At 67.4% G+C, this 26,329-nt stretch carries 23 protein-coding genes and 1 pseudogene; 12 read left to right on the plus strand and 12 right to left on the minus strand.

The genetic code is table 11. The annotated features are described in order from the left end of the window. Positions 1-31 precede the first annotated feature (31 nt). The 8 genes from GVL12_RS04335 to GVL12_RS04370 form a co-directional block, all read right to left on the minus strand. Entirely contained in the window at positions 32-922 is an 891-nt protein-coding gene (locus tag GVL12_RS04335; protein WP_159911428.1) for an amidohydrolase, read from the minus strand. 2 nt (positions 923-924) lie between these two features. Beyond that, positions 925-1,881 (minus strand): tripartite tricarboxylate transporter substrate binding protein, encoded by a 957-nt coding sequence (locus GVL12_RS04340; protein WP_159911429.1) that lies wholly within the window; start codon positions 1,879-1,881, stop codon positions 925-927. A 42-nt stretch (positions 1,882-1,923) separates the two neighbouring features. After that, positions 1,924-2,934, minus strand: coding sequence for a tripartite tricarboxylate transporter substrate binding protein (locus GVL12_RS04345; protein ID WP_159911430.1), 1,011 nt, complete (start codon positions 2,932-2,934; stop codon positions 1,924-1,926). Positions 2,935-3,027: 93 nt separating this feature from the next. Continuing rightward, positions 3,028-4,011: an NAD(P)-dependent oxidoreductase gene (locus GVL12_RS04350; protein ID WP_200843495.1), complete on the minus strand. Its 984-nt coding sequence runs from the start codon at positions 4,009-4,011 to the stop codon at positions 3,028-3,030. Next, positions 3,954-4,640: an RraA family protein gene (locus tag GVL12_RS04355; protein ID WP_159911432.1), complete on the minus strand. Its 687-nt coding sequence runs from the start codon at positions 4,638-4,640 to the stop codon at positions 3,954-3,956. The genes GVL12_RS04350 and GVL12_RS04355 overlap by 58 nt, the downstream gene beginning before the upstream one ends. Before the next feature lie 59 nt (positions 4,641-4,699). Further along, positions 4,700-5,719: a tripartite tricarboxylate transporter substrate binding protein gene (locus tag GVL12_RS04360; protein ID WP_159911433.1), complete on the minus strand. Its 1,020-nt coding sequence runs from the start codon at positions 5,717-5,719 to the stop codon at positions 4,700-4,702. Beyond that, on the minus strand, positions 5,716-6,645 hold the full coding sequence (locus tag GVL12_RS04365) for an amidohydrolase (protein WP_159911434.1): 930 nt from the start codon (positions 6,643-6,645) through the stop codon (positions 5,716-5,718). Before GVL12_RS04365 ends, GVL12_RS04360 begins: the two co-directional genes overlap by 4 nt. Before the next feature lie 46 nt (positions 6,646-6,691). After that, complete coding sequence (locus GVL12_RS04370) at positions 6,692-7,708, minus strand: tripartite tricarboxylate transporter substrate binding protein (RefSeq protein ID WP_159911435.1); 1,017 nt, start codon at positions 7,706-7,708, stop codon at positions 6,692-6,694. Positions 7,709-7,829: 121 nt separating this feature from the next. Here GVL12_RS04370 and GVL12_RS04375 point away from each other — a divergent pair, with 121 nt between their 5' ends. The 7 genes and pseudogenes from GVL12_RS04375 to GVL12_RS04405 all read left to right on the plus strand — a co-directional run bounded on the left by GVL12_RS04375 (position 7,830) and on the right by GVL12_RS04405 (position 15,155). Continuing rightward, positions 7,830-8,687 (plus strand): IclR family transcriptional regulator, encoded by an 858-nt coding sequence (locus GVL12_RS04375; RefSeq protein ID WP_159911436.1) that lies wholly within the window; start codon positions 7,830-7,832, stop codon positions 8,685-8,687. A gap of 228 nt (positions 8,688-8,915) precedes the next feature. Continuing rightward, on the plus strand, positions 8,916-9,617 hold the full coding sequence (locus tag GVL12_RS04380) for a TorF family putative porin (protein WP_159911437.1): 702 nt from the start codon (positions 8,916-8,918) through the stop codon (positions 9,615-9,617). A 42-nt stretch (positions 9,618-9,659) separates the two neighbouring features. Beyond that, the gene (glnK, locus tag GVL12_RS04385) at positions 9,660-9,998 is read left to right on the plus strand and encodes a P-II family nitrogen regulator (RefSeq protein ID WP_159911438.1); all 339 of its coding nucleotides are present in this window, start codon (positions 9,660-9,662) and stop codon (positions 9,996-9,998) included. 212 nt (positions 9,999-10,210) lie between these two features. Then, positions 10,211-11,458: pseudogene (locus GVL12_RS04390) on the plus strand (ammonium transporter); the annotation flags it as partial. Between the two features lie 248 nt (positions 11,459-11,706). Beyond that, complete coding sequence (glcE, locus tag GVL12_RS04395) at positions 11,707-12,825, plus strand: glycolate oxidase subunit GlcE (protein WP_159911440.1); 1,119 nt, start codon at positions 11,707-11,709, stop codon at positions 12,823-12,825. 25 nt (positions 12,826-12,850) lie between these two features. Beyond that, complete coding sequence (gene glcF, locus GVL12_RS04400; RefSeq protein ID WP_159911441.1) at positions 12,851-14,104, plus strand: glycolate oxidase subunit GlcF; 1,254 nt, start codon at positions 12,851-12,853, stop codon at positions 14,102-14,104. A 127-nt stretch (positions 14,105-14,231) separates the two neighbouring features. After that, positions 14,232-15,155, plus strand: a complete 924-nt coding sequence (locus GVL12_RS04405) for a ProQ/FINO family protein (protein WP_235033802.1) — start codon at positions 14,232-14,234, stop codon at positions 15,153-15,155. A gap of 135 nt (positions 15,156-15,290) precedes the next feature. On the opposite strand, the gene GVL12_RS04410 is transcribed toward GVL12_RS04405, so the two are convergent. From GVL12_RS04410 to lplT, 3 genes are all read right to left on the minus strand, one after another. Beyond that, the gene (locus GVL12_RS04410) at positions 15,291-18,620 is read right to left on the minus strand and encodes a DEAD/DEAH box helicase (protein WP_159911443.1); all 3,330 of its coding nucleotides are present in this window, start codon (positions 18,618-18,620) and stop codon (positions 15,291-15,293) included. Positions 18,621-18,711: 91 nt separating this feature from the next. Further along, a complete protein-coding gene (locus tag GVL12_RS04415) occupies positions 18,712-19,209 on the minus strand; it encodes a glutathione peroxidase (protein WP_159911444.1) in 498 nt (165 codons plus the stop codon). Between the two features lie 106 nt (positions 19,210-19,315). After that, entirely contained in the window at positions 19,316-20,608 is a 1,293-nt protein-coding gene (gene lplT / locus GVL12_RS04420; protein ID WP_159911445.1) for a lysophospholipid transporter LplT, read from the minus strand. Positions 20,609-20,741: 133 nt separating this feature from the next. Here lplT and alr point away from each other — a divergent pair, with 133 nt between their 5' ends. Then, a complete protein-coding gene (gene alr, locus GVL12_RS04425) occupies positions 20,742-21,836 on the plus strand; it encodes an alanine racemase (protein ID WP_159911446.1) in 1,095 nt (364 codons plus the stop codon). A gap of 48 nt (positions 21,837-21,884) precedes the next feature. Here alr and GVL12_RS04430 read toward each other — a convergent pair whose 3' ends face one another. After that, a complete protein-coding gene (locus GVL12_RS04430) occupies positions 21,885-22,316 on the minus strand; it encodes a MarR family winged helix-turn-helix transcriptional regulator (RefSeq protein ID WP_159911447.1) in 432 nt (143 codons plus the stop codon). Between the two features lie 84 nt (positions 22,317-22,400). Between GVL12_RS04430 and GVL12_RS04435 the strand changes: the two genes are divergently transcribed. The 4 genes from GVL12_RS04435 (at position 22,401) to GVL12_RS04450 (ending at position 26,316) form a co-directional block, all read left to right on the plus strand. Then, positions 22,401-23,210, plus strand: coding sequence for a siderophore-interacting protein (locus GVL12_RS04435; RefSeq protein WP_159911448.1), 810 nt, complete (start codon positions 22,401-22,403; stop codon positions 23,208-23,210). A 100-nt stretch (positions 23,211-23,310) separates the two neighbouring features. Continuing rightward, the gene (radA, locus tag GVL12_RS04440; protein WP_159911449.1) at positions 23,311-24,696 is read left to right on the plus strand and encodes a DNA repair protein RadA; all 1,386 of its coding nucleotides are present in this window, start codon (positions 23,311-23,313) and stop codon (positions 24,694-24,696) included. Positions 24,697-24,907: 211 nt separating this feature from the next. Further along, complete coding sequence (locus tag GVL12_RS04445; RefSeq protein WP_159911450.1) at positions 24,908-25,342, plus strand: glycerate kinase; 435 nt, start codon at positions 24,908-24,910, stop codon at positions 25,340-25,342. Between the two features lie 35 nt (positions 25,343-25,377). Next, a complete protein-coding gene (locus tag GVL12_RS04450; protein WP_159911451.1) occupies positions 25,378-26,316 on the plus strand; it encodes a branched-chain amino acid transaminase in 939 nt (312 codons plus the stop codon). Positions 26,317-26,329 lie beyond the last annotated feature (13 nt).

Raw genomic sequence — 26,329 nt, forward strand, 5'->3', positions numbered from 1 at the left:
TAAGCACTTTCTTTTCAATCAGGCCAACGGGTCACGCGGCGGTATCGAAGCCATAGAGCCGCGCCGGGTTGTCCACGAGGATACGGTCCATGGCGGCGTCGGAGCCGGTCCAGCGCTGCAGCAGGTCGACCAGATCGGCGTCGTTGACCGTGCCCGGGACTTCGGTGGTGTGCGGCCAGTCGCTGCCCCACACGAGCCGCTCGGGCGCGGCCTGCACCAGCGCCCGGCCCAGGGGCAGCGTATCGGCATAGGTCGGGCCATGCACGGCCGAGCGCATGTACGCGCCCGAGAGCTTGACCCAGCAGTTGCCGCCGTCGAGCAGCCCGCGCAGCACGCGATAGGCCTCGGCCGACGGCCCCTGGGCGGGATCGATGCGGCCCATGTGGTCGATCACCAGTGGCACGGGCAAGGCCTTGAGCACGGGCGCGAGCGCGACGATCTGGTCGGGGTGGGCAAACAGCTGGATATGCCATGGCGAACCCGCAAGCTTGTGGGCCAGCGTGACCAGCATCTCCTGCGTGGTCAGCCCCCAGGACTGGGGCGTGACGAAGTTCACGCGCAGGCCGCGCACACGCTGCGCGTCGAGCCGGGCCAACTGCGCGTCGCTCACTTCCTGGCCCACCACGGCCACGCCGCGCGCGCTGTCGCCGAGTTCGTGCAGCGCGGCTAGCGTGCAGGCGTTGTCGGTGCCGTAGGTGGACGGGGTGACGACCACCGTGCGCGCCGTGCCCAGGCGCTGCTGCAGCTGCCGGTAGGCGCCCACGCGCGCTTCGGGCGGCGTGCGTTGCCAGTGCGGCGACGGCGCGAACTCCGGCGCGAAGATGTGCATGTGGGCATCGCAGGCGCGCGCAGGCAACTGGCGCGCCGGTCGGTTGGTGCCCACCGAATGCGGCACGGGCTGGGAGAGCGCAGGCAGGGGCATGTTCAGTCCTGCTTGATGTCGCCCTGGCGCACGACTTCGCCCCACTTGGCGTCCTCCTTGCCGAGGAACGTGGCGAACTCCGCGGGCGTGGAGCCGACGGGCTGCGCGCCCAGGTCCTCGAGGCGCTGCTTCACGACGTCTTCCTTGAGCACGTCGACCAGGGCCTGCTGCAGCTTGCCGGCGATCGCGGCGGGCGTGCCCGCGGGCAGGAACACCCCGTTCCATTCATAGACCTCATAGCCGGGAATCACCGTTTCGGCCACCGTGGGCACGTCGGGCAGGCGCTTGGAGCGTTGCGCCGAAGACATCGCCAGCGCGCGCAGCTTGCCGCCCGACACCAGTGGATACGACGAGGCGATGGTGCTGAACATGAAGTCCACCTGGCCACCGGTCACGTCGGCGATCGCCGGGCCGCCGCTCTTGTAGGGCACGTGCACCATGTCCAGTTGGAGCTGCTGGCGGAACAGTTCCGATGCCAGGCGCTGCACCGTGCCGCTGCCACCGGACGCGAAGTTGATCTTGCCCGGCTGCGCCTTGGCCTGGGCGATCAGGTCGTTCACGTTCTTGAACGGCGAGTGGGCCGGCACGATCAGCATGTTCGGTGCGAGCAGCACCAGCGACAGCGGCTGCAGCGCATTGGCGGCGTACGGCATCCTGGGGAACAGATGGGGGTTGATCGAGTACGGCGTGGCGTCATACAGCATGGTGTAGCCGTCGGCCGGTACCTTGGCGACGTAGCTGGCGCCAATGGTGCCGCTCGCGCCCGCACGGTTCTCGACGATCACGCTGGTGTTCAGTTTGACACCCATGCGCGTCGCGAGCAGGCGCGCGACCGCGTCCGCGGCGCCGCCGGGCGCGTAGGGCACGACGATGGTGATCGGACGGTCGGGGAAGGCCGCGTGCACGGTGGCGGCAGCGAGGGCGCAGGCGGTGATCAGTGTCTTGGCGAATGCATGCATGTTTTTGTCTCCGGATATGGGCGGGTGGCGGGGTGCGCGACGTCAGTTGGTCTGCAGGTTCAGATCCTTGGCGATCTGCGTATAGGTCGTGACTTCACGTTCCACCTGCGCGGCGAACGCCGTGCCGCAGGTCGATGCGGCGTCGAGCCCGAGCTTGCGCAGCTTCTGCGTGGCGGCTTCGCTCTGGGCGAACTCGGTTGCCACGCGTTCGAGCGCCTGCGCGACCGGCGCGGGAATGCCCGCCGGGGCCAGCACGCCGTACCAGGCATCGGCCGAATAGTTGCCGCCGCCGGCTTCGGCAAACGTCGGCACATCGGGCAGCAGCGCCGAGCGCTGGGGCGATGCCACGGCCAGCGCCGACAGCTTGTCGCTGCGGATCTGCGGCAATACCGAGCCCAGGGTCGCGAACGAGCTGTCGATCTGCCCGCCCATCAGGTCGGTGATGACGGGCGCCGCGCCCTTGTAGGGCACATGGTTGAGCGACAGGCCCTGGGCACGCGCGAACATCTCGGTCGCGAAATGGCCCGAGCTGCCGGTGCCCGCGGTGCCGGCGGTGATGCGGCCCGGTTCCTTCTTCGCCTTGTCCATGTACTGCGCCAGCGTCCTGATCGGCAGGGACTTGCCGACCACCAGCACCGTGGGGCTGGTGGCGAGGGTGCAGATCGGGCGGAACGAGTGCTGCGCGTCGAACTTCACCTGGCTGCTGTAGAGCGCGGGAATCATCGAATGGTTGGTTGCGGCGAACAGCAGGGTATGGCCATCGGCGGGTGCCGTGGCCACCGCCTGGGCCGCGAGGATGGTGTTGGCACCGGGCCTGTTCTCGACCAGGAAAGGTTGGCCCAGCGCGCGGCTCGCATGGTCCGCGAATGCCCGGGCGACCACATCGGTGGGGCCGCCGGCCGCAAAGCCCACGACCAGCTTGACGGGCTTGGCGGGGAATGCCTGGCCTGGTGCCTGCGCCTGCGCGGCGGCGGGAACAGTGGCCAGGCAGAGGGCTGCCAGTGATGGCGCCGCGAACGCCCGGAAGGCATGGGTCTTGTATTGCTTGAACATTTTTTGTCTCCTGAATTCAACCGGCTGCGCCGTCGATGCGGCGCCATGGTCCCGCCTCCTGGTCAGTCCGTGGCCTGGGGCGGTTGGCAAGGGTCAGTGCGCCGCGGCGCCCGCGCGCGCCAGCACCTGCAGCAGGTTCTGCGCCGCGCCCACGCCCATGTTGACGTAGGCATCGCTGGTCACGCCGCCGATGTGCGGGCTCAGCACGAAATGTGGCTCGTGCTGGAACGGGTGGCCGGCGGCCATGGGCTCCACGGCAAAGCTGTCGAGCCCCGCGGCCATGACCTGGCCCGAGCGAACGGCGGTCAGCAGCGCGGCTTCGTCGATCAGCCCGCCGCGCGCGGTGTTGACCACGATCACGCCGCGCTTGCACCGGGCCAGCGTCGCGGCGTCGAGCAGCGCCTGATTGTCGGCCGTGAGCGGGCAGTGCAGCGAGACCGCATCGGCCTCGCGCCAGATCGTCTCCAGATCCACGCTCTGCACGCAGTCGGGCAGGTTGCGCGCGAACGGATCGAAGCCGAGCACGCGCATGCCCAGCGCATCGGCCATGCGCGCAAAGCGCAGGCCGATCGCGCCCAGGCCAACCAGGCCGAGGGTGCGCCCGCCCAGCTCCAGGCTCTTGTGCGTGGCCTTGTCCCAGTGGCCGCCATGCATGCGCGCATTGAGATCAACCACCGACTTGGCGCAGGCCAGCAGCAGCGCCAGCGCCTGCTCGGCCACGGCCGCGGCATTCGCGCCCACGGCCGCGACGACTTCGATGCCGCGCGCCCGGGCCGCGGCCTTGTCTATGGTGTCCGTGCCGCTGCCGTGCTTGGAAATCACCTTGAGCGCAGGAGCGGCGTCCATCACCGCCGCGCCGACCTTGCCGTAGCGCACGATGATCGCCACCGGGTCATGCGCGCGGCACAGCGCGACCAGGCTTTGCTCGGTGGGCGTCCTGCCGGCGTAGACGATTTCGTGGTCGCCCAGCAGTGCCAGCGCCTGCGGTGCGAGGTCGGCACCCGTGACGAGGATGGTGCTCACAGCGACTCTCCTTCCTTGAGCACGCCGGCGGCGCGCAGCGCGGCGGGCAGCCATTTGGAGGCGGTGTCGCCGCGCGCGATGGCGGCGATGCGCGCGGCTTCGTCGGCGACTTTCCTGTCGGCCAGCGCCAGCATGGCCGGGGCCTTGGCGCGCTCGATCACGACCACGCCATCGGCATCGCCGACGACCAGGTCGCCGGGGTTGACGGTGGCGCCGCCCGCGCAGATCGGGTGGTTGATGCGCCCGGGCACGAACTTGGTCGGGCCCGCGGGGTTGAAGCCCGCGCTGAACACCGGGAAGTCCAGGTCCAGCAGTTCGAGCCTGTCGCGGATCGCCGCATCGACGATCACGCCGGCCAGGCCCAGCTTCTTGCAGGCGCTGAGCATCAGCGTGCCCATCAGCGCTGCCGTGAGGTCGCCCTTGCCGTCGATCACCAGCACGTCGCCGGGCCGGGCCAGCGCAATCGCGGCGTGGATCATCAGGTTGTCGCCGGGGCGCACTTCGACGGTGAACGCCGGGCCCGCGACCTTCATGTCCTGGTGCACGGGCGCGACGCGGGCGTGCATGGTGCCGCGGCGGCCGGCGACGTCGGCCAGGATCGCGGCCTGGAAGGTGGCCGCTTTTTGCACGACGTCGGCGCCCACGCGTTCGATGTCACGGATGATTTCTGGAAGTTGGCTCATGGTGATTCAGTCAGATCGGGAAAGAAAAAGCGCAAAGAACGGTGTGACGGGTGCGGGCCTCACTCGGCCTTGATGTTGGCGTCCTTGATGACCTTGGCCCATTTGAGGGAGTCGGCCTTCTGCAGCTCGCCCAGTTGCCGTGGCGTGCCGCCGACCAGCGTCACGCCCAGCTTGTCGGCCAGCGCGACCACGCCCGGGTCCTTCAACGCCTGGCCGATTTCCTGGTTCAGGCGCTGCACGATGGCCGCAGGGGTCTTGGCGGGCGCGAAGACCGCCTGCCACTGTTCGACGACAAAGTCATTCATGCCGACTTCGCCCATGGTGGGCACCGTTGGCAGCGCCGACAGGCGCTGTGCGGAGGTCACGGCCAGCGCACGCAGCTTGCCGGACTGCACATGCGGCAGCGCCGCGGATGCTGGCGCGAACATGAACTGCACCTGCTCGCCCAGCGTGTCCTGCAGCGCCGGTGTATCGCCCTTGTAGGGCACATGGATGAAGCGCGCGCCGGTCTGCTGCTGCAGCAGCTCGCCCTGCATCTGCAGGATGGTGCCGTTGCCGCCGGAGGCGAAGGCCAGCTTGCCCGCCTGGGCCTTGCCGGCGGCGACCAGATCGGCGACCGTCTTGAACGGCTGGTTCGTGCCCACCACGAGGATGTGCGGAATGGTGCCGATGGTGATCACGGGCTCGAAGCCGGCAATTGGCTCGTACGGCAGCTTGCCCATGAGGTGCGGCGCAATGGCCTGTGGGCCGATGGACGTGCCCAGCAGCGTGTAACCGTCCGGCTCCGCCTTGGCGACGAAGGCCGCGCCGATGGTGCCGGTGGCTCCGGCCTTGTTCTCCACGATCACGTTCGTGCCCAGCAGCTTGGCGATGCGCTGCGCCACGTTGCGGCCCAGCACGTCGGTGCTGCCGCCCGGCGGGTAGGGCACGACCCAGGTGATGGGCCTGCTTGCGGGCCAGCCGCCCTGCGCCAGTGCCGGGCCGGTCAGCAGCGGGCCGAGCAGCGCGGCGCCCGCGACGGCGAGCACACCGCGGCGCGCGAGGACGGGGGATGGAAAGAGGCTTGTCGATGCAGTCATGGGCTTGTCTCCGTGTGATCGGGGGAAAGGGGAAGGGGGGTGAAGCCGTACAGCCGCTGCGGGTTGTCCACCAGCACGCGTTGCAGCGTGGCCGTGCCGCCGGCCTGGTTGGTCCAGTCGATGAGGCGGTCCACCTGGCGGGCGTCGTCGGGCATGGGCTGGATGCCGGCCGATGCCGTGGCATGCGGCCAGTCGCTGCCCCAGACCACGCGTTCGGGCGCGCAGCGCAGGTAGCTCGCGGCCAGGGCATCGAGCGCCGGGTCTTCGATCGAATGCCGCGCGCTCACGATGTAGCCGCCGGACAGCTTGATCCACGCCTGTCCGCCCTGCAGCAACTCCAGCAGCAGCGCATGCGCGGCGTGCCGTCCGACCTGCGCGGGCGCCATGCGGCCGAAATGGTCGAAGACCAGCGGCACGGGCAGTCGGCGCAGCATGCGCGCCTGCGCTGCCAGCAGGTCCGGCGCCATCAGCAGCTGCAGGTGCCAGCCCAGCGGTGCGATGCGCCGTGCCAGCGGCAGGAGTGCGTCGACCGTGCCTGACACGCCCAGCGAGAGGTTCAGGCGCACGCCGCGCACGCCGGCGTCGTGCAAGCGCTGCAGCGCGGCGTCGCTCTCGCTGCCGTCGATCACCGCCACGCCGCGCGCCTCGGGGCCCAGCGCTTGCAGGCCGGCGAGCATGCAGGCGTTGTCGGTGCCGTAGGTCGAGGGCGTGACGAGCACGGTGCTCGTCGTGCCTGTGCGCCGCTGCAGCCTGCGGTAGTCGGCCGCCGAGGCGTCCGGTGGCAGCAGCCTGGCTCCCGGGGCTGCGGGAAAGCGGGCGTCGTAGACGTGCACATGGCAATCGCAGGCGCCCGGCGGCAATGCTGCACGGGGAGGGAGTGTTCCGGCCGAAAACGGCAGGGGCGTGGCAAGGCTGTCGCGGCGCATGGCAATGCTGGCGAGGGGTTGGGAACGCCGGAATCAGCGGTACGCGTCAGTCCAGGCCCGCGCCCGAGTCCTTGACGATCTGCGCCCAGCGCGGGATTTCCGCCTTCAGCAACTGCTGGAAGGTCTCGACCGAGCCGCCGAGCACGTCGCCGCCTTCGAAGCGCAGGCGTTCGGCCGCGTCGGGCTGGGCCAGCGCCTGGTTGATGGCCTTGTTGAGCTGCTGGACGATGGCCGCGGGCGTGCCCGCGGGCGCCATCACGCCGAACCAGGTGATGGCCGCGAAGTCCTTGTAGCCCGACTCGGCGAGCGTGGGCGTCTGGGCGAGCTGCGCCGAGCGCTTGCTGGAGGTGACCGCGACGGCGTGCATCTTGCCGTTGCGCACCTGGCCTATCAGCGTGGGAATGGCCGACATGTAGAGGTCGATCTGTCCGCTGACCACATCGGTCAGTGCCTGGGCCGCGCCCTTGTAGGGCACATGGCGCAGCTTGATGCCCGCGGCGTCCTGGGCGAGCTCGCCCGCGAGATGGGCCACGGTGCCGTTGCCCGAGTAGCCCAGCGTGATGCCATCGGGCTTGGCCTTGGCCGCGGCGACGACATCGGCAATGGTCTTGTAGGGCGAGTTGGCGGCCGTGACCATCACGATGGGCGAGGACGACACCAGCGCGACGGGCGTCAGGTGCTTGAGCGGGTCGTAGGGCAGCTTGGCGTAGAGCGCGGGGTTGATCGCCAGGTTGCTGGTCTGGCCCATGACCAGCGTATAGCCGTCGGGCGCGGCCTTGGCCGCGGCGTCCACGCCCAGGTTGCCGCCCGCGCCGGGACGGTTGTCGATCACCACCGTCCACTTGTTCATGTCGGTGAGCTTTTGCGCGACGGTGCGCGCAATCATGTCCGTGCCGCCGCCCGGAGGGAACGGCACGATCAGGCGGATCGGCTTGCTGGGATAGGCGGCTTGCGCCTGCGCGCTGGCGAAGGGCACGGCGGCGGCAGCCAGGCCCAGGGTGGCCGCACAAAGGCGGGCGCAAAGGTGGGCACAAAGCGCGTGAAAGCGAGGTGTCGATGGCATGTCTTGTCTCCGTTGATTTATTTATCCGGCTAACGCAGCGAAGCCGCGGTAGCTGGATCGCAGTTTAAAAAAACGTTTCAAGGCATACAATGGTGTTTCATACAATGAAACGCATTGCAAAATGAAACCTTCCGACGCCGAAGACAATCGCCCGCAGAAAACACCGTCTGCCGTGCGAAAACCCCGCACCACGCCATTGGCGAAAGAGACGCCGGGACCGGCGCAGGAGACCGCCCCGGCCGCCGAGGAGCCAGCTTCATCGAATGGCTTCGTCACCGCGGTCGCGCGCGCGCTGCAACTGCTCGATGCCTATGCGCTGGGCGAGTCCCATCTGTCGCTGGCGGAGCTCAGCCGCCGCTGCGACCTGCACAAGACCACGGCGCTGCGGCTGGCGCGCACGCTGGCCCACCATGGCTACATGGTGCAGCGCGAAGACGGTGACTGGCGCCTGGGCCCGGCCGCGGGCTGGCTGGGCGCGCGCTACAAGGCCGGCTTCGACGTGCAGAACGTGCTCGAGCCGGCGCTGCGCGCGCTGACGCTGGCCTGCGGAGAAAGCGCGGCCTTCTATGTGCGCGAAGACAATGCGCGCATCTGCATCATGCGGGTCGAAGGCCCGCATGCGCTGCGCCACCACGTGCGCATGGGCGAGGAGCTGCCGCTGGACAAGGGCTCGCCGGGCCGCGTGATCCTCGCGTTTTCGGGCGAGCCCGGCCCGCTTTATGAGCAGATCCGCGAACGCGGCTATCACCATTCGATCGGCGAGCGCGAGCAGGGCGTGTCCACGGTCTCCGCGCCGGTGTTCGGCATGCACTGGCGGCTGTTTGGCTCGGTCTGCATTTCCGGGCCCGCGTCGCGCCTGCCCGAGCCCAAGCTCGAAGCGCTGGCGCAGATGCTGCTGACCACCGCCAACCAGCTGTCATATGCGTTGGCCGGCACGGCGGGCACCTCGGCGGTGCGTACTTCGCACTGGCATCCTTGAGCCAAGCGCCCTCGCTTTTGGGCGTGACCCGCCGAGCGCGGCGGGTCAGTCCATTTTGGTGCGTCGCGATCACCGGGTGAAAAGGCATATTTGCACCAACAAGGTGCATTTCATCCGTCTTGCACGGCCACGTGCATACCCATGCACCGTGGCGACATAGATCAAGCCCGGTTGGCACAGTTCATGCTTTTCACTGTTTGTCGAAAATTTTTACAACTGGAGAGCCTCATGTCCCGTGCTTGGATGAAGACCGTCGGTGTTGCCTTTGTCGCCGCCCTGCCTTTGTTGGCCAGCGCTCAGCTGACTGCCAATGTCAGCCTGACCAGCAATTACAAGTTCCGCGGGCAGGACCAGGATGCCACCCGCACCAAAGCGGTCAAGCCTGCGCTGCAAGGCGGCTTTGACTACAGCTTTGGCGAAAGCGGCTGGTACGTGGGCAACTGGAACTCCAGCGTCGACTGGGTGCCGGGCAACTCGCTCGAAACCGATTTCTACGGTGGCTACAAGTTCGAGGCCGGCGGCCTGGCCTGGGACCTGGGTGCACTGACCTATGTCTATTCGGGTGGCAGCGATGTCAACACGACCGAGCTGTACGCCGGCGCCGGGTTCGGCCCGCTGACGGCCAAGTATTCGCACACCGTGTCGAAGAAGTATTTCGGCGCCGTGGGCGGCCGCAACACCGGCTACTTCAACCTGGCGTTCGCACAGGAAGTCGCTCCCCAGGTGACGCTCACGGCCGCTGTCGGCTACACCCGCTTCGCCAGCGACGTGCAGGGCGTGCCGAACTATGTCGACTACAGCGTCGGCGGTGCCTATGATTTCGGCGATGGCCTGTCGCTGGGCGCGGCCCTGGTCGGCGCCAACAAGAAGAACTTCTTCGGCGACGTCAACAAGAACCGCTTTGTGGTCACCCTGACCAAGGCCCTGTAATCGGAGGGCGCGCGCTGCGCCCTCATCCCGGAGGAACGACTCATGAAAATGGTGACCGCCATCATCAAACCCTTCAAGCTCGATGAAGTGCGTGAAGCACTGTCCGACATCGGCGTGCAGGGCATTACCGTGACCGAAGTCAAAGGCTTCGGTCGGCAAAAAGGCCATACCGAGCTGTACCGCGGTGCGGAATACGTGGTCGATTTTCTGCCCAAGCTGAAGATCGAAGCCGCGATCGCCGACGACCTGGTCGACCGCGCGCTCGAAGCCATCGAAGCCGCGGCCCGCACCGGCAAGATCGGCGACGGCAAGATCTTTGTCTCCCACCTCGAGCAGGTGGTGCGCATCCGCACCGGCGAGACCGGCCAGGAAGCCCTTTAAGGCCTGCGTTCGTACCGATCAGAAAGATTGCCATGAAAAAATTGCTTGCTTCCCTTTGCCTGGGCCTGAGCCTGCTGTCGGGCGGTGTCGCCCTGGCGCAGACGCCGGCTGTCGAGGCGCCGGGCGTCGCCACGCCTGCCGTGACCGCGGCGGCCGAACCCGCGGCGGCCCCCGCTCCTGAAGCGGCCCCCGCGCCTGCCGCTGCGCCTGAAGCCGCCCCGGCTGCCGCCGAGGAAGCGCCCGTGCTCAACTCCGGCGATACCGCCTGGATGATGACTTCGACCGTGCTCGTGATCCTGATGGTCATCCCCGGCCTGGCCTTGTTCTACGGTGGCCTGGGTCGCTCCAAGAACATGCTGTCGGTGCTGATGCAGGTCTTCGTGATCTTCTCGCTGATCACCGTGCTGTGGGCCATCTACGGCTACTCGCTGACTTTCGGCGGCGAAGGCAAGTTCTACGGCGGTTTCGACAAGCTGTTCCTCAAGGGCATCACGCCCGACACGCTGTCGAGCGCGCTGGCGACGATTCCTGAATATGTGTTCGTGTCCTTCCAGGCCACGTTCGCGGCCATCACCGTGGCGCTGATCGTCGGCTCGTTTGCCGAACGCATCAAGTTCGCCGCCGTGCTGATCTTCGCCGTGCTGTGGTTCACCTTCAGCTACATCCCTATGGCCCACATGGTCTGGGGCGGTGGCCTGCTGGCCGAAGACGGCGCGCTGGACTTTGCCGGCGGCACCGTGGTGCACATCAACGCCGGTATCGCCGGTCTGGTCGGCGCCTACGTGCTGGGCAAGCGCCTGGGCTTCGGCAAGGAATCGATGGCCCCGCACAGCCTGACGCTGAGCATGGTCGGTGCCTCCCTGCTGTGGGTGGGCTGGTTCGGCTTCAACGCCGGCTCGGCCGGTGCGGCCAACGGCGTGGCCGGTCTGGCTCTCGTCAACACCATCCTGGCGACCGGCGCCGCGACCCTGGGGTGGCTGGCTGCCGAAGCGCTGCACAAGGGCAAGGCTTCGATGCTGGGTGCGATCTCGGGTGCTGTTGCCGGCCTCGTGGCCATCACTCCCGCCGCCGGCTTTGTCGGCCCCATGGGCGCCATCGTGATGGGCCTGATTGCCGGCCCTCTGTGCCTCTGGGGTGTCGGTGGCCTCAAGCGCATGCTGGGTGCGGACGATGCGTTTGACGTGTTCGGCGTGCACGGTGTCGGCGGTATCGTCGGCGCCATCCTGACCGGTGTGTTCTGCGCAGCCAGCCTGGGCGGCGTCGAGCCGGACAACTACTCCATGGGCCACCAGGTCTGGGTGCAGGTCAAGAGCGTGCTCGTGACCCTGGTCTGGTCGGGTGTCGTGGCTTTCGTGTCCTACAAGGTGGCGGATCTTCTGGTGGGCCTGCGGGTCAGCGAAGAAGAAGAGCGCCAAGGTCTGGACATCAGCTCCCACGGCGAAACCGCCTACGTGCGTTAAGCACCGCGTGTACGGCCATGTCTGGTGGCATGGCCGTCCTCTGCAACATCCATTGCGAATACCAGGTTCTCCTCGGACGCTGGAACTTAGCCCACCCTTCGGTGGGCTTTTTTTCAGGTGTGCTTTCCTGTCGTGCCGGTCGTTCACCCTTCGGCGGGGCCGTCGAAGGGTAACGTTCACGCCGGACGTGCAAAAAATTCACGCGACAACGGCGGTCGCTGCACAGGCCCTGCCGCTACGATGGCGGCATGGATTCAGCCCTTCTCCAGATCACCGAGCGCGTGCGCGCCGCCGTTGCCCACCAGACCCCGTTGCGCCTGCGTGGCGGCGGCAGCAAGGACTTCCATGCGCGTGCGCTGGCCGGGGAGGTACTCGACACCCGGGCGCTGCAGGGTGTGGTGAGCTACGAGCCCAGCGAGCTCGTCGTGACCGCGCGTGCGGGCACCTCGCTGGCCGAACTGCAGACGCTGCTCGCCGGGAACGGCCAATGCCTGGCGTTCGATCCGCCGCATTTTTCTTCGGGCGCGACGGTAGGCGGAATGGTTGCCGCCGGCCTGAGCGGGCCGGCGCGCGCCAGCGTAGGCGCGGTGCGCGACTATGTGCTGGGCGTGGAAATTCTCAACGGCCGCGCCGAGCTGCTGCGCTTTGGCGGCCAGGTGATGAAGAACGTCGCGGGCTATGACGTCTCGCGGCTGATGGCCGGCGCCTGGGGCACGCTGGGCCTGATCACCGAAGTCAGCCTCAAGGTGCTGCCGCAGGCCCCGGGCGAAGCCACGCTGCGCTTCGAGTGCACGCAGGCCCAGGCGCTGCAGTGGCTCAATACCTGGGGCGGCCAGCCGCTGCCGCTCAATGCCAGCTGCTGGCTCGAGGATGCGGGCCGGGGCACATTGTTCCTGCGCCTGCGCGGCGCCCAGGCCGCGGTGCAGTCGGCCTGCGCAAGCTTGGGCGGCGAGCGCCAGGACAACGCGCGCGTCGCCGCCGACTGGGACGCCTGCCGCGACCACCAGCTGCCGTGGTTCAACGACCGCCTTGCGCGGCCCGATCTCGCGCTGTGGCGCCTGTCGGTGCCGGCCCAGGCGCCCATGCTGGCGCTGCCCGAGGGCGCGATCGGCCCGCTGCTCGAATGGCATGGCGCGCTGCGCTGGGTGCAGGCGCCGCGTGCGCTGGGCCCCGCGCTGCAGGCGCTCGCGGCCCAGGTCGGCGGCACGGCGCAGATGTTCCATGCCGAGGGCACGGTCAGCGCCACACCGGCGCAGACCGCGCCAGGGCCAATGCAGCCCGCGCTCGCGGCGCTGCAGGCGCGTTTGCAGCAGGCCTTTGACCCGGCCGGCATCTTCAACCCCGGGCGGCTGCAGCCGCTCGCCTGAGCCAAGTCTTCAGAAGACACTAGCCATGCAAACCCAACTCGCCCCCGCCTACCGCGACACCCCCGATGGCGCCGAGGCAGAAGCCATCTTGCGCAAATGCGTGCATTGCGGCTTCTGCACCGCGACCTGCCCGACCTACCAGCTGCTCGGCGACGAGCTCGACGGCCCGCGCGGGCGCATCTACCTGATCAAGCAGGTGCTCGAAGGCCAGACGCCGACGCGTTCCACGCAGCTGCATCTGGACCGCTGCCTGACCTGCCGCAACTGCGAAAGCACCTGCCCCAGCGGCGTGCAGTACGGCCACCTCGTCGACATAGGCCGCAAGGTGGTCGATGCCCAGGTCGAGCGGCCCATGGGCGAGCGCCTCACGCGCTGGGCGCTGAAGCAAGGCCTGTCCTCGCCGCTGTTCGCGCCCGCGATGAAGCTGGGCCAGGCGGTGCGCCCGCTATTGCCCAAGGCGTTGCAGGCCAAGGTCACGGCGCCGCGTGCGGCCGGTGCCTGGCCCGCACGCGAGCATGCGCGCAAGGTGCTGCTGCTCGCGGGCTGCGTGCAGCCCGCCATGCTGCCGCGCATCAACTACGCCACGGCGCGCGTGCTCGACGCGGCCGGCATACAGACCGTGATCGCGCCCCGGGCCGGCTGCTGCGGCGCCGTGAAGTTCCACCTCAACGACCAGGACGGCGCGAAGGTGCAGATGCGCGCCAACATCGACGCCTGGTGGCCCGACGTCGAGAGCGGCGCCGTGGAAGCCATCGTGATGAACGCTTCGGGCTGCGGCGCCACCGTCAAGGACTACGGCCATGTGCTGCAGGGCGACCCCGCCTATGCAGAGAAGGCCGCGCGCATCAGCGCGCTCACGCGCGACCTGAGCGAGCTGCTGCCCGAATTGCTGCCCGAGCTCGCGCAGCGCCTGCAGGGCCGTATCGCGCCGCCCGCGGGCGTGATGGCCTACCATCCGCCGTGCACGCTGCAGCATGGCCAGCAGCTGCGCGGCGGTGTCGAGAAGCACCTCGGGGAGCTGGGCTTCCAGCTGCGCGTGGCGCGCACCGAGTCGCACCTGTGCTGCGGCTCGGCCGGCACCTACTCGGTGCTGCAGCCCGAGATTTCCGGCCAGTTGCGCGAGCGCAAGCTTGGCGCGCTCGGCGAGGCCTGCGGCGAAGCGCCGCCGGTGGCCATCCTGTCGGCCAACATCGGCTGCATCACGCACCTGCAAAGCGGCACCGATGTGCCGGTGCGCCACTGGGTTGAAGTCCTTGACGATGCCCTGCCCCAGCACTGAATGTGTGGTCTGCGGGCCGCAGTGCAGAGGCGGCAGAGACAACGCCACTGTGCGGCGATTGCCAATGCTGGCATGATGCGAGGTTGTCTTTTATTTCACTGAGCTGCGCTACGCCATGACTGATCCCGTGTCTGAACCACAAGAACAGAATGCTGCGACCCCGGCCAACGGGGACGCCCCCGTTGCAACCGCCTCGCAGGCTGACACCGGCGCTGATGCTTCGGCAGCGGCCGGCGCCCCGGCGGCTGATTCCTCCCGCCCACCCCGTAGCCGTGGCGGCCGCAGCCGCGGTGGCCGTGGTCGTGGCGGCAACGCCGGCGCCCAGGCGCCCGCGGCCGACCGTGCGGCACAGCGCCCTGCCCAGCGTTCTGCCCAGGAAGAGCGCGCGCCCCGCAGCCAGCATCCGATGCTGCTGCAACTGGCCACGTTCTATCCCCAGCTGTTCGGCGAAACGCCCCTGCCCATGAAGCGGGGCATTTTCCAGGACCTGCTCGACGCCCAGCCCGAAGCCTTCGACCGCGATGGCCTGAAGGTCGCGCTGTCCATCCATACGCGTTCGTCGCGCTACCTCACGGCCGTGGCCGCGGGCCAGCCGCGCCATGACCTGCAAGGCCAGGCCGTCGAAGCGATGGCACCCGAGCATGTGCACCACGCGCTGCTCGAAGTGTTCCGCCGCCGCCAGCAGCGTTCCAACGAGGACCTGCGTCCCAAGCTGGTCAACCGCATCATCCAGGCGTTCGAAGCCTCGGGCCTGAGCCGCGAGGCCTATGCCGAGCGCGTGCAGACCCGCGACGACGCGACCAACGCCCTGGTCGACGAAGCGCTGGCGCAGGCCGCCGAGCGCGCCGCCAAGGACGAAGCCCTGCTGCGTGCCTTCGAGGCCAGCGGCCAGGACATCGCGGCCTTTGCCGACATGTACGGCATGGTCGCGCGCAGCGTGGCCCAGACCATAGAGCGCGCGCGCCGGCGCAAGGCCCAGGCTGGCGCCGCGGCCGAGGCCGAGGCCGAATCGGCAGCTGCAGAGCCCGCCGAGTCGACCGACCAGGCCTGACGCACTGGCGGCCGCCAGGCCGCCGTGCAATGGACAAAAGCCCTGTGCACGCCAGTGCCCGGGGCTTTTTGTCGTTCGGCTCGGATGAGTGCGCGCCTATGCGCCATCCCTTTTTCCCGCTGACCGCGCTTGCTGTCAGCGCATGGTTTTTGCGTGCGGCTGTGAGGAGGTGGCTGCAGGCGCAATGGGCTCGAGCAGCGCGCTGAGGTCTTCCTCCGAAAACTTGGCCGCGCCAGCCGCATCGTTGGCCAGGATGGCATCGGCGAGCGCGGCTTTCCTTTCCTGCATCGCGACAATCTTCTCTTCGACGCTGCCCGCCGTGATCAGCTTGTAGACAAATACGGGCTTGTCCTGGCCCAGCCGGTGCGCGCGGTCGGTCGCCTGGTTTTCCGCAGCGGGGTTCCACCACGGGTCATAATGGATCACGGTGTCGGCAGCGGTCAGGTTCAGGCCCACGCCGCCGGCCTTCAGGCTGATCAGGAACAGCGGCACCTCGCCCTGCTGGAAGCGCGTGACCGGCGTGATGCGATCGGTGGTTTCACCGGTCAATACCAGGTAGGGAATGTGTGCCTCATCGAGTGCGGCGGCAATCAGGTCGAGCATGCCGGTGAATTGCGAAAACAGCAGAATGCGCCGGCCTTTCTCGAGCAGCTCCGGCAGCATGTCGAGCAGCAGCCTCAGCTTGGCGGATTCCTTGGTGCGGGCCGCATGCTCGGTCTTGACGAGTCTGGGATCGCAGCAGACCTGGCGCAGCTTGAGCAGTGCCTCGAGCACCACGATGTGGCTGCGGGCCAGTCCCTTCGCGGCAACCGCGGCGCGGACCTTCTCCTGCATTGCGGCGCGGACGACTTCGTAGAGGTCGCGCTGCGCGCCTTCGAGTTCTATGGTGCGCACGATCAATGTCTTGGGCGGCAATTCGGTGGCGACTTCGTCCTTGCGTCGGCGCAGCATGAAGGGTTGGATGCGGCGCGCCAGCAGTTCCCGGCGCACGGTGTCGCCGTGCTTTTCGATGGGCGTGCGCCAGCGTTTGGTGAAGTCATTGCGCGATCCCAGAAATCCCGGCAGCAGGAAATCGAACTGGGTCCACAACTCGCCCAGATGGTTTTCTAGCGGTGTGCCCGTCAGGCACAGGCGGTGGCGGGCGCGCAGCGCGCGTATGGTGGTCGCGGCCTTGGTGGTCGCATTCTTGACGTATTGCGCTTCGTCGAGAATCAGCAGGTGGTAGTCATGCTTGGCAAGCTCCGGCTGATCGCGCCAGAGCAGCGCGTAAGTCGTCAGGATGACGTCGTGCTGCGCAATGTGCTCGAACTGCACATGGCGTTGCGGGCCGTGCAGATCGAGAATCCTCAGGTCGGGGGCAAAGCGGCGGGCTTCTTCGCGCCAGTTGTGCATGAGTGTGGTCGGCACGACGATCAGGGCGGGGCGGTCGAGCCGGCCGGATTCCTTTTCGAGCAGGATATGGGCCAGGGTCTGTATCGTTTTTCCCAGTCCCATGTCATCGGCCAGAACGCCGGACAGCCCGTGTTCGCGCAGAAACTGCATCCAGCTCAGGCCCTGGCGCTGATAGCCGCGCAACTCGGCTTGCAGGCCGCGCGGCACGGCTGCTTCGGTCATGCCCTGCCCGGCCATCAGGCGCTGCGCGAGCTGGCGAACGCTCGCGTCCCCATGGAACTGCCAGCGCCCGGTCTGGTCCAGCGCATGCAGCCGGGCGACATCCCAGCTGGAAATGCGCGCAGGCCCCTTGCCCGCCGTATCGAACAGATCGATCAGCACGCGCACGACCTCCTTGAGCCGATCGGCCCGCAGGCGCACGCGCTCCTTGCGGTCGGTGATCAGGTCGATCGCTTCATCGTCGGCAATGGCGTCCAGCCGGCCCGACAGCCAGCGTGCATCGCGTTGAAACAGCTGGGCCAGCAGCGGTTCCAGGCGCACCTGGCGGTCGTTGACGGTAATGCCCATTTCCATGTCGAACCAGCCGTCGTCCGCCTGCTGCAGGCTGCCCGTGATCGCATCGATCTCGACGACGTTGTGGCGGAAGGACTCCGACATCGCGACCTGCCAGCCGTCCTGGCGCAACGCCGGCAGGCCTTGGCGCATGAAATCCAGCCAGTCTTTCGGGTCGGCGAGGCCCAGCATGTCGTCGGGAAACGATTCCGGACCATGGAACTGATGGCGCGGGATTTTTCTGAGGCCGGTTTTCTGCAACCCTTTCAGCCAGCGCTGCTCGAGGTCCCGCTGGCGCTTGAGCTGAACCACGGCCCCATCGGCTTGCTGCACCAAGGTGGTTGCGCTTTGCGCTGCGACACATACGCCCGCATAGTCGAAGCTGACGGTGGCGAAATCCAGCCAGTCCCGGGGCGGATGCGACGACCAGCTATAGATCGGCAAGGTACCGAGCGACAGCACGGGCACGGGCGCGGCGTCAATGACCCGGATGGCCGATGCGTCCTGCGTGGGCGGCAGGGGCAGGTCCGGTGCGACTTCGCGCAGCACGCTGCCCACGAGCGCGGCTTCCTCGTGGGTGATGGCGGGCATGGACAGGAAATCCGCGAGCACCCCCGCAGGCCACGGCAGGTCGATGATTCCGGCTTCGCCCCGCTGTGGATCGACGTACCAGCACGGTTGTGTGGCCGTCAGCAGCATGGCAGCGGGAGGGGCGGTTTCCAGCACCGGGTGCACGCGCTGATCCGCCTGCGCCTTCCAGATGATCTGGCCGCCACGGGAGGGGCCTGGCTGCAGCCTGCGCGGCGCGATCAAAGGCCTGGTGTCCACGCTGGGCGCGGAAAACAGGCGTCCGGTGGCCAGCAATTGTTCCAGCAGCGCGGCGCCGGTTGCGCCCTGCAGCGTGAAGCTGTCCATGTAATAGAGGGGCGGGTTCAGCCACAATCCGCGCAGGATGGGCAGATCCTCCTCGGTGACGAATTTTGGCGGCTGGACCAGCGCCCTCTCCACGTTATGCCAGCGATCGACGAGGGGGAGCATGATGCCGTCGGAATTCGCGCGGGCTTTGTAGAGGAAAATTTCCAGAGCCTGGCGATGGGTGGGGGCAATCACATAAGCCAGCACATGGGAGGGCTTGGCGGCGGCCGATTTCTTCTTGCTGGGCGTGGCGGCTGTCTGTTTGCGCCGAAAGCTTTCCAGCCAGGTCACCACTTCAGGGCGGATACCCGCTGCGGCGGGCGTGGATGCCTGCTGCAGACCCGCAATCAGCACCACGGCCACATGCTTGCAATTGAAGCCCACCGGGCAACTGCATTCGCCATCCATCACCAGCTTGTCGCCAGCATGGAAAAAAGTCACCTCGACCTGGTAGGGTGCGCGCGCCGAGCCTTGCACCTGTGCGCTCAAGGTGTGCTCATCGAGCCACTGGAGGTGCGAGGTGGCCTGGGTATATCCACTGGCTTTCGCCACCGTATGGGCGCCCAGCCACTGCGTGATGTGCTGGCGAGTGTAGAAGACGGACATTGCCAAGTCGAGTGGAAGTGAAGACAGCCTGCAATCTTAGAACGTGTTGCCGGTCTTTTTCCGGGGCCGCCGCCCCGCCTGGCGGATGCCTTCAGCCCAGGGCCGCGGCTATGTCCTTGGCCAGCTTGGCGGGCGCATCCTGGGGCGCGTAGCGGCGTATCACCTGGCCGTCGCGGCCCACCAGGAACTTGGTGAAATTCCATTTGATGGCCTTGCTGCCCAGCAGCCCCGGCGCCTGCGCCGTGAGCCAGCGGTACAGCGGGTGGGCGCCGTCGCCATTGACCTCGATCTTGTCCATCAGCGGAAACTGCACGCCGAAATTGCGCTCGCAGAAGGTGGCGATCTCGTCGGCGCTGCCTTTTTCCTGCCGGCCGAACTGGTTGCAGGGAAAGCCCAGCACCGTCAGGCCTTGGGCTTCGTATTGCGCGTGCAGCGCCTGCAGGCCCGCGTATTGCGGCGTGAAGCCGCAGGCGCTGGCGGTGTTGACGACCAGCAGCACCTGGCCCTGGTAGCGTGACAGCGGGACTTCCCGGCCCTGGATGTCGGTGGCGGTGAAGTCGTAGATCGAGGTGGCGTCGGTGTCGGCCATGGGGCGTCCTTCAATGCAGCAGAGACCGCCAGCTTAACTGCCATGCAAGGCGCGCGGCTGTGCGCCCATGCGCTCGCCCCATGCGCGTCGGGGCCGGCGGAAAAAGTCAGTGGCTGTCGTCCTGGCGGGCAATCTTGCGCAGCCGCACCACTTCGCGCGGGTAGTGACGGCAGTTGTAGGCATGCCAGCGGCCTATGCACCACATGATGCTGGCGACGGCCAGGCCAAACAGCGTGATGGCGCCGAACGCCGACAGCCCGAGCTTGGTCGACAGGCTGTAGAACGCGCCCAGCAGCAGGATGCAGGCCTGTTCGTTGAAGTTCTGCACGGCGATGGAGCGACCCGCGCCCATCAGGTTGTGGCCGCGGTGCTGCAGCAGCGCGTTCATGGGCACGACCAGGAAGCCGCCCAGCCCGCCCAGCAGGATCAGGAAAGGCACGGCGATCCAGATGGTGTCGATGAAATTCATGCCGATCACGAGCACGCCCATGGCGATGCCCAGCGGGATCACGCGCGTGGCCGTCTCGAGCTTCATGTACGTCGAGGCCGCGACCGCGCCCACGGCCGTGCCTATGGCCACGACCCCGACCAGCGACGCGGCCTGGGTGGTGCTGTAGCCCAGCGCCGCGGCGCTCCAGGCCAGCACGATGTAGCGCAGGTTGCCCGAGACGCCCCAGAACAGCGTGGTCGTCGACAGCGAGATCTGGCCGAGCTTGTCGGTCCACAGGCGCTGGCTGCAGTTCCAGAAATCGGGCAGCAGCGCCAGCGTATTGCCCAGCAGGCTTTTCGTGGGGTCCTGGCGCAGCGGGCGCATGGCCACGCCGGTGTGCGGAATGCGGGTGTTGATCCAGGCGGCAAGCACGTAGATCAGCACCAGCGCGGCAATCGAGGCTTCGGCGGCAGTCTGGACGCCGGGCAGGTTCAGTGCGAGCAGATAGGACGACAGCACCGGGCCGACCAGCTGGCCGCCGAGCAGCACGCCCAGGATGATCGACGAGATGGTCAGGCCTTCGATCCAGCCATTGGCCTTGACCAGTTGGGAGGCGGGCAGCAGCTCGGTCAGGATGCCGTACTTGGCCGGCGAATAGGCGGCCGCGCCCAGGCCGACAACGGCGTAGGCCACCAGCGGGTGATGGCCGAACAGCATCATCAGGCAGCCCACGACCTTGATCGCGTTGCTGAAGAACATCACGCGGCCCTTGGGCAGGGCGTCAGCGAACGCGCCGACGAATGGCGCGAGGATCACGTAGAACAACGCGAACATCGGCACCAGCGCGGCGCGCTGCCACTCGGGTGCGCCGCCAGTGCGCAGCAACTCCACGGCGGCCACGAACAAGGCATTGTCGGCCAGCGAGCTGAAAAACTGCGCCGACATGATGGTGTAAAAACCGCGCTTCATTAAATGGCTGGAACGGACATCAGCAAGGCCTTTGCCGGGATATTGGTGGACTCAAACGCAGTAACCGTTGGTTATAACACGCAGCTTTCGTCCAGGAGTGCCAGAATTCCCTCTCCCTGTTTGCTTCTGAATCATGCCGCGTCCCATACTTGCCACCATCCATTCCGGCGCCTTGCGCCACAACCTCGAACGTGTGCGCCAGGCCGTGCCGGATGCCAAACTGTGGGCGGTCATCAAAGCCAACGCTTATGGGCACGGCATAGAGCGCGCCTTTGACGCGCTGCGCGGCGCCGACGGCTTCGCCTTGCTTGACCTGGCCGAGGCCGAGCGCCTGCGCCAGCTTGGCTGGCGTGGCCCCATCTTGCTGATCGAAGGTGCGTTCGAGGCGCGCGACCTCGAGCTGTGCTCGCGCCTGGGCCTGTGGCATGTCGTGCACTGTGACGAGCAGATCGATTGGCTGGCCGCGCACAAGACCCAGGTCGGCCACCGGGTGTTTCTCAAGATGAACTCGGGCATGAACCGGCTGGGCTTTGCGCCCGGGCGCTACCGTTCGGCCTGGGCGCGGCTCAATGCGCTGCCCCAGGTCGACGAAATCTCCTTCATCAGCCATTTCAGCGACGCCGACGGCCCGCGCGGCATAGGCCACCAGTTGCAGGTCTTTCATGAGGCCACGCGCGACCTGCCCGGCGAGCGCAGCCTGTGCAACAGCGCCGCGACGCTGGCGCTGGCCAAGGATGCGCAGGTGCGCTGCGACTGGGTGCGCCCGGGCATCGTGCTCTATGGCAGCGCGCCCGACTACCCGCAGCATACCGACCAGGACTGGGCGCTCGAGCCGGCGATGACGCTGTCTACGCGCGTCATCGGCGTGCAGCATCTGCAGGCCGGCGATGCCCTGGGCTATGGCTCGACCTTCACCGCCGAAGGGCCCATGACCGTGGGCGTGGTCGCCTGCGGCTATGCCGACGGCTACCCGCGCTCCTGCGGCACGGGCACGCCGGTGCTGGTCAACGGCCAGCGCACGCGCGTGCTCGGACGCATCAGCATGGACATGCTCAACGTCGATCTGACGCCGGTCGAAGGCGCGGGCATGGGCAGCGAGGTCACGCTGTGGGGCCGGGCGTCAACGGGGCAGCGGCTGTCGATCGACGAGGTCGCGCGCGCCGGGGGCACGCTGGGGTATGAGTTGATGTGTGCGTTGGCGCTGCGGGTGCCTGTTATTGCGGATTGAGGGCGGGGCGTTTTGTGGCCCTGAAACAGGCGCGCTTTGCGCGCCGGTTCACCCAGCCTTATCGAGGTTTTCCAGCATGCGCGCCAGCAGCCCCTGCAGCAGCCGCTGATCCTCGGGCGCGAAGTCCTGCAGCATCTGCGCGGTGATGCCGCGCCGACGCTCGCGCATGCGCTCGAACACCGCCTGGCCCGCGGGGCTCAGCATGAGGCAGCGGCTGCGCGCGTCCTGGGCGTGCGGCACGCGTTCGAGCCAGCCTTTTTCCTCGAGCATATTGAGCATGCGCGCGATCTGGGCCTTGTCGGTGCCGCTGTGCTCGACCAGGTCCTTTTGCGTGCGCATCGGGTGGCGGCCGACAAACAGCAGCGCGCGCATTTCGTTGGGCGTGAGCTCGGTCTGCATCGCGGCGCGCATGCGATGGCGGTAGGCATGCATCAGGTCATGCATGGCGTCGAACACGTCGGCAGGGTTTTTGGCAGTCATCGCGGTGTGGTTTTATGGTTGACTAAATCAACAAGATAGCGGATATTTCGTTGACTAAATCAACATTTTACGCCAAGGGCCTGCATGACCACCATTTCTCCCGAAACCCCTGCCCCCGGCGCGCTGCGCGTCGAGCGCCAGCGCCATCCGTTTGGCGCGCGCCATCTGCAACTGCTGGCGCGCGAAATCGTCAGCCCCGGCTTTGTGCGCGTGACGCTGGGCGGCCCCGAGCTGGCCGGCTTTGTCAGCACGGGCTTTGACGACCACCTGAAATTCATCCTGCCCCAGGACGGCCTCGAACGCCCCAACCTGCCGGCCATCGTCGACGGCCGCCCCAGCTTCGCAGGCGAGCGCCCGACAACGCGCGACTACACCCCGGTCAGCTGGGACGCGCAGCGCAACGAGCTGGTGCTCGAGTTCGCATTGCACAACACCGGCCCGGCCGCGGACTGGGCAGTCAACGCACCGCTGGGCCAGTGGGTCGGCGTGGCCGGCCCGCGCGGCAGCCTGCTCGTGCCCAAGGAATTCGAATGGCACTGGCTGCTGGGCGATGAAAGCGCGCTGCCCGCGATCGAGCGGCGCCTGGCCGAACTGCCGGCCACGGCCAGGGCCACGGTGCGCATCTGCGTGGCCGACGCGCGCGACCAGCGGCCGCTTTCCAGCGCCGCCCGGCTTGACCTGCAATGGGTGGATTCGCTCACGGCCGCCGCCGAGCAGTTGGCGCTGCCCGCGGGCGACGGCTTCATCTGGGCCGCGGGCGAGCACAACGACATGGCGCAACTGCGCCGCATCGTGCTGGCCAAGCCCGGGGTGGACGCCAAGCGCATGCGCATTGCCGCGTACTGGAAACGCGGCGAGATCGCCCACCATGCTGAATTGGATGGCACCCCCTGAGCTGGACCACGCCAGTTTCCAGAAACTGTAGGTATAGCCAGTACTACGGGTAACCCAGAGCTTGCCCGGGCTGATGGCCCCGGGGCGATATGCTCGCCCCATGGCCAAAGAAAAAACCCAATTCATCTGCAATGCCTGCGGCGCCAGCAGCCCGCGCTGGCTGGGCAAGTGCCCGTCCTGCGGTGCCTGGAACTCGCTGATCGAATCGGTGGCCGAATCGGCCAGCGGTGGCAAGAACCGCCTGAGCGCGCCCCAGGGCTATGCGGGCCTGGCCAACGCCCAGCCGGTGATTCCGCTGTCTGCGATCGAAGCCACCGACGTGGCGCGCACGCCCTGCGGCATGGACGAGCTTGACCGCGTGCTGGGCGGCGGCATTGTCGAAGGCGGCGTGGTGCTGATCGGCGGCGACCCGGGCATAGGCAAGTCGACGCTGCTGCTGCAGGCGCTCGATGCCTTGCACCGCAAAGGCCTGCCCACGCTCTATGTCACGGGCGAGGAAAGCGGCGCGCAGATCGCGCTGCGTTCGCGCCGCCTGGGCCTGGACAACAGCCAGGTGCAGGTGCTGGCCGAAATCCAGCTCGAGAAGATCCTCGCCACGCTCGAAGCCAACCAGCCCGCGGTGGTGGTGATCGACTCCATCCAGACCGTCTATTCCGACCAGCTGTCTTCGGCGCCGGGCTCGGTGGCCCAGGTGCGCGAGTGCGCGGCGCATCTGACGCGCGCCGCCAAGACCACGGGCATCTGCGTGGTGCTGATCGGCCATGTGACCAAGGAAGGCGCGCTCGCCGGCCCGCGCGTGCTCGAGCACATGGTCGACACCGTGCTGTACTTCGAAGGCGACACGCACAGCAACTTCCGGCTGGTGCGCGCGATCAAGAACCGCTTTGGCGCCGTCAACGAGATCGGCGTGTTCGCGATGACCGAAAAAGGCCTCAAGGGCGTGACCAACCCGAGCGCCATCTTCCTGAGCCAGCACTCCGAGCCCGTGCCCGGCAGCTGCGTGCTGGTCACGCTCGAAGGCACGCGGCCCATGCTGGTCGAGATCCAGGCCCTGGTCGACCAGGGCGGGCCCAGCCCGCGCCGGCTGTCGGTGGGCCTGGACAAGGACCGCATGGCGATGCTGCTGGCGGTGCTCAACCGCCACGCGGGCGTGGCCTGCGCCGACCAGGATGTGTTCGTCAATGCGGTGGGCGGCGTGCGCATCAACGAGCCTGCGGCTGACCTGGCGGTGATGTTGGCGATCACTTCGAGTCTGCGCGGCAAGGCGTTGCCGCGCGGCTTCTTCGCGTTTGGCGAAGTCGGGCTGGCCGGCGAAGTGCGGCCCGCGCCGCGCGGCCAGGAGCGGCTCAAGGAGGCCGCGAAGCTGGGCTTCACCATGGCCGTCGTGCCCAAGGCCAATGCGCCGAAAAAGCCCATTGCCGGGCTGACCATCCATGCGGTCGAACGCGTCGATGAAGCCATGAACATAGTGCGTGGAATCAGTTGAACCAACCCCCCTCCCTGAGCCGCTGACGCGGCTTCCCCCTGGGGGACGGCACCGTCGCTGCGGGGCGGCCCTTGCTCGGTGCCCCTGAGCTGCGTCACGCCGATGTCATGGACTGCGCACAATGGCAACGTTCTGCTGAAGTCGGGGTCCGGAAGGGTTATACGCACTCCCCACAACCCCAAAGTCCGACGTCCATAAGACAATCGGGGCCATGAATTTTCGCAAAATCTGGGTCCCCGTGGGACTGGCAGTGCTGTTGTTCGCTGCCCATCAAACCTATGGCTGGCCGGGCGTGGCCGCGGTCGGCGGCGGTATCGTCATGTGGCTGCTGCTGCACTTCAACCGGCTGATGTCGGTGGTGCGCAAGGCCTCGCAGCAGCCCATCGGCTATGTCGCCAGCGCCGTCATGCTCAACGCGAAGCTGCGTCCGGGTGTGAACATGATGCATGTCGTGGCCATGACGCGCTCGCTGGGCAAGCAGATGTCGCCGAAAGGCGAGCAGCCCGAAATCTTCCGCTGGACCGACGGCTCGCATTCGCACGTCGACTGCACGTTCGACCATGGCCGCCTCGCGTCCTGGGAGCTGTACCGTCCCAAGCAGGACGATGCCCCCGCACCCGCGGTCGAACACACGCCCACGCCGTAGAATCTCCTTTTTGCGATCTTGCACAAAGGATTTCCATGAGCTCCGCAGTTCCCTCGATGGCCGACCGTGACGGCAAAATCTGGATGGATGGCCAATTGGTCGAGTGGCGCGATGCCAAGATCCATGTGCTGACGCATACGCTGCATTACGGTTGCGGCGCGTTCGAGGGCGTGCGCGCCTACGAGACGGACAAGGGCACGGCCATTTTCCGCCTCGAAGACCACACCAAGCGGCTGTTCAACAGCGCCAAGATCCTGCGCATGAACATCCCGTTCACCCAGGAGCAGGTGAACCAGGCGCAGGTCGAGGTGGTGCGCGCCAACCAGCTCGCCTCGTGCTATCTGCGTCCGCTGACCTGGATAGGCGACAAGAAGCTGGGCGTTTCGCCCAAGGGCAACGACATCCACCTGATGGTCGCGGCCTGGGCCTGGGGCGCCTACCTCGGCGAAGAGGGCATGGCACGCGGCATCCGCGTCAAGACCAGCAGCTACACGCGCCACCATGTGAACATCACCATGAGCCAGGCCAAGGCGGTGAGCAACTACACCAACTCCATCCTGGCCAACACCGAAGCCCTCGACGACGGCTACGACGAAGCGCTGCTGCTCGACGCGGCCGGCTTCGTGTCCGAAGGCTCGGGCGAGAACATCTTCATTGTCAAGGACGGCGTGGTCGTCACGCCCGACCTGTCGGCCGGCGCGCTCAACGGCATCACGCGCAACACCGTGTTCGCGATCTGCCAGGACCTGGGCCTCGAAGTGCAGCAGCGCCGCATCACGCGCGACGAGGTCTACATCAGCGACGAAGCCTTCTTCACCGGCACCGCCGCCGAAGTCACGCCTATCCGCGAACTCGACCGCATCGCGATTGGCGCGGGCAGCCGCGGCCCGATCACGCAAAAGATACAGGCGGCCTTCTTTGACATCGTCAATGGCCGCAACCCCAAGTACGCGCACTGGCTCACGCTGGTGTAAGCGGTTTTTCAGC

The organism is Pantoea sp. 18069, assembly GCF_902706035.1.
Lineage (GTDB): Bacteria > Pseudomonadota > Gammaproteobacteria > Burkholderiales > Burkholderiaceae_C > Comamonas.

Excerpts from the sequence above, each read along its gene's own strand:
- GVL12_RS04335 (WP_159911428.1), bottom strand. The coding sequence starts at position 922 with ATGCCCCTGCCTGCGCTCTCCCAGCCCGTGCCGCATTCGGTGGGCACC.
- GVL12_RS04340 (WP_159911429.1), bottom strand. The coding sequence starts at position 1,881 with ATGCATGCATTCGCCAAGACACTGATCACCGCCTGCGCCCTCGCTGCC.
- GVL12_RS04345 (WP_159911430.1), bottom strand. The coding sequence starts at position 2,934 with ATGTTCAAGCAATACAAGACCCATGCCTTCCGGGCGTTCGCGGCGCCA.
- GVL12_RS04350 (WP_200843495.1), bottom strand. The coding sequence starts at position 4,011 with ATGGCTGCCCGCCGCGCTGCGCGCCGCCGGCGTGCTCAAGGAAGGAGA.
- GVL12_RS04355 (WP_159911432.1), bottom strand. The coding sequence starts at position 4,640 with ATGAGCCAACTTCCAGAAATCATCCGTGACATCGAACGCGTGGGCGCC.
- GVL12_RS04360 (WP_159911433.1), bottom strand. The coding sequence starts at position 5,719 with ATGACTGCATCGACAAGCCTCTTTCCATCCCCCGTCCTCGCGCGCCGC.
- GVL12_RS04365 (WP_159911434.1), bottom strand. The coding sequence starts at position 6,645 with ATGCGCCGCGACAGCCTTGCCACGCCCCTGCCGTTTTCGGCCGGAACA.
- GVL12_RS04370 (WP_159911435.1), bottom strand. The coding sequence starts at position 7,708 with ATGCCATCGACACCTCGCTTTCACGCGCTTTGTGCCCACCTTTGCGCC.
- GVL12_RS04375 (WP_159911436.1), top strand. The coding sequence starts at position 7,830 with ATGAAACCTTCCGACGCCGAAGACAATCGCCCGCAGAAAACACCGTCT.
- GVL12_RS04380 (WP_159911437.1), top strand. The coding sequence starts at position 8,916 with ATGTCCCGTGCTTGGATGAAGACCGTCGGTGTTGCCTTTGTCGCCGCC.
- glnK (WP_159911438.1), top strand. The coding sequence starts at position 9,660 with ATGAAAATGGTGACCGCCATCATCAAACCCTTCAAGCTCGATGAAGTG.
- glcE (WP_159911440.1), top strand. The coding sequence starts at position 11,707 with ATGGATTCAGCCCTTCTCCAGATCACCGAGCGCGTGCGCGCCGCCGTT.
- glcF (WP_159911441.1), top strand. The coding sequence starts at position 12,851 with ATGCAAACCCAACTCGCCCCCGCCTACCGCGACACCCCCGATGGCGCC.
- GVL12_RS04410 (WP_159911443.1), bottom strand. The coding sequence starts at position 18,620 with ATGTCCGTCTTCTACACTCGCCAGCACATCACGCAGTGGCTGGGCGCC.
- GVL12_RS04415 (WP_159911444.1), bottom strand. The coding sequence starts at position 19,209 with ATGGCCGACACCGACGCCACCTCGATCTACGACTTCACCGCCACCGAC.
- lplT (WP_159911445.1), bottom strand. The coding sequence starts at position 20,608 with ATGAAGCGCGGTTTTTACACCATCATGTCGGCGCAGTTTTTCAGCTCG.
- alr (WP_159911446.1), top strand. The coding sequence starts at position 20,742 with ATGCCGCGTCCCATACTTGCCACCATCCATTCCGGCGCCTTGCGCCAC.
- GVL12_RS04430 (WP_159911447.1), bottom strand. The coding sequence starts at position 22,316 with ATGACTGCCAAAAACCCTGCCGACGTGTTCGACGCCATGCATGACCTG.
- GVL12_RS04435 (WP_159911448.1), top strand. The coding sequence starts at position 22,401 with ATGACCACCATTTCTCCCGAAACCCCTGCCCCCGGCGCGCTGCGCGTC.
- radA (WP_159911449.1), top strand. The coding sequence starts at position 23,311 with ATGGCCAAAGAAAAAACCCAATTCATCTGCAATGCCTGCGGCGCCAGC.
- GVL12_RS04445 (WP_159911450.1), top strand. The coding sequence starts at position 24,908 with ATGAATTTTCGCAAAATCTGGGTCCCCGTGGGACTGGCAGTGCTGTTG.
- GVL12_RS04450 (WP_159911451.1), top strand. The coding sequence starts at position 25,378 with ATGAGCTCCGCAGTTCCCTCGATGGCCGACCGTGACGGCAAAATCTGG.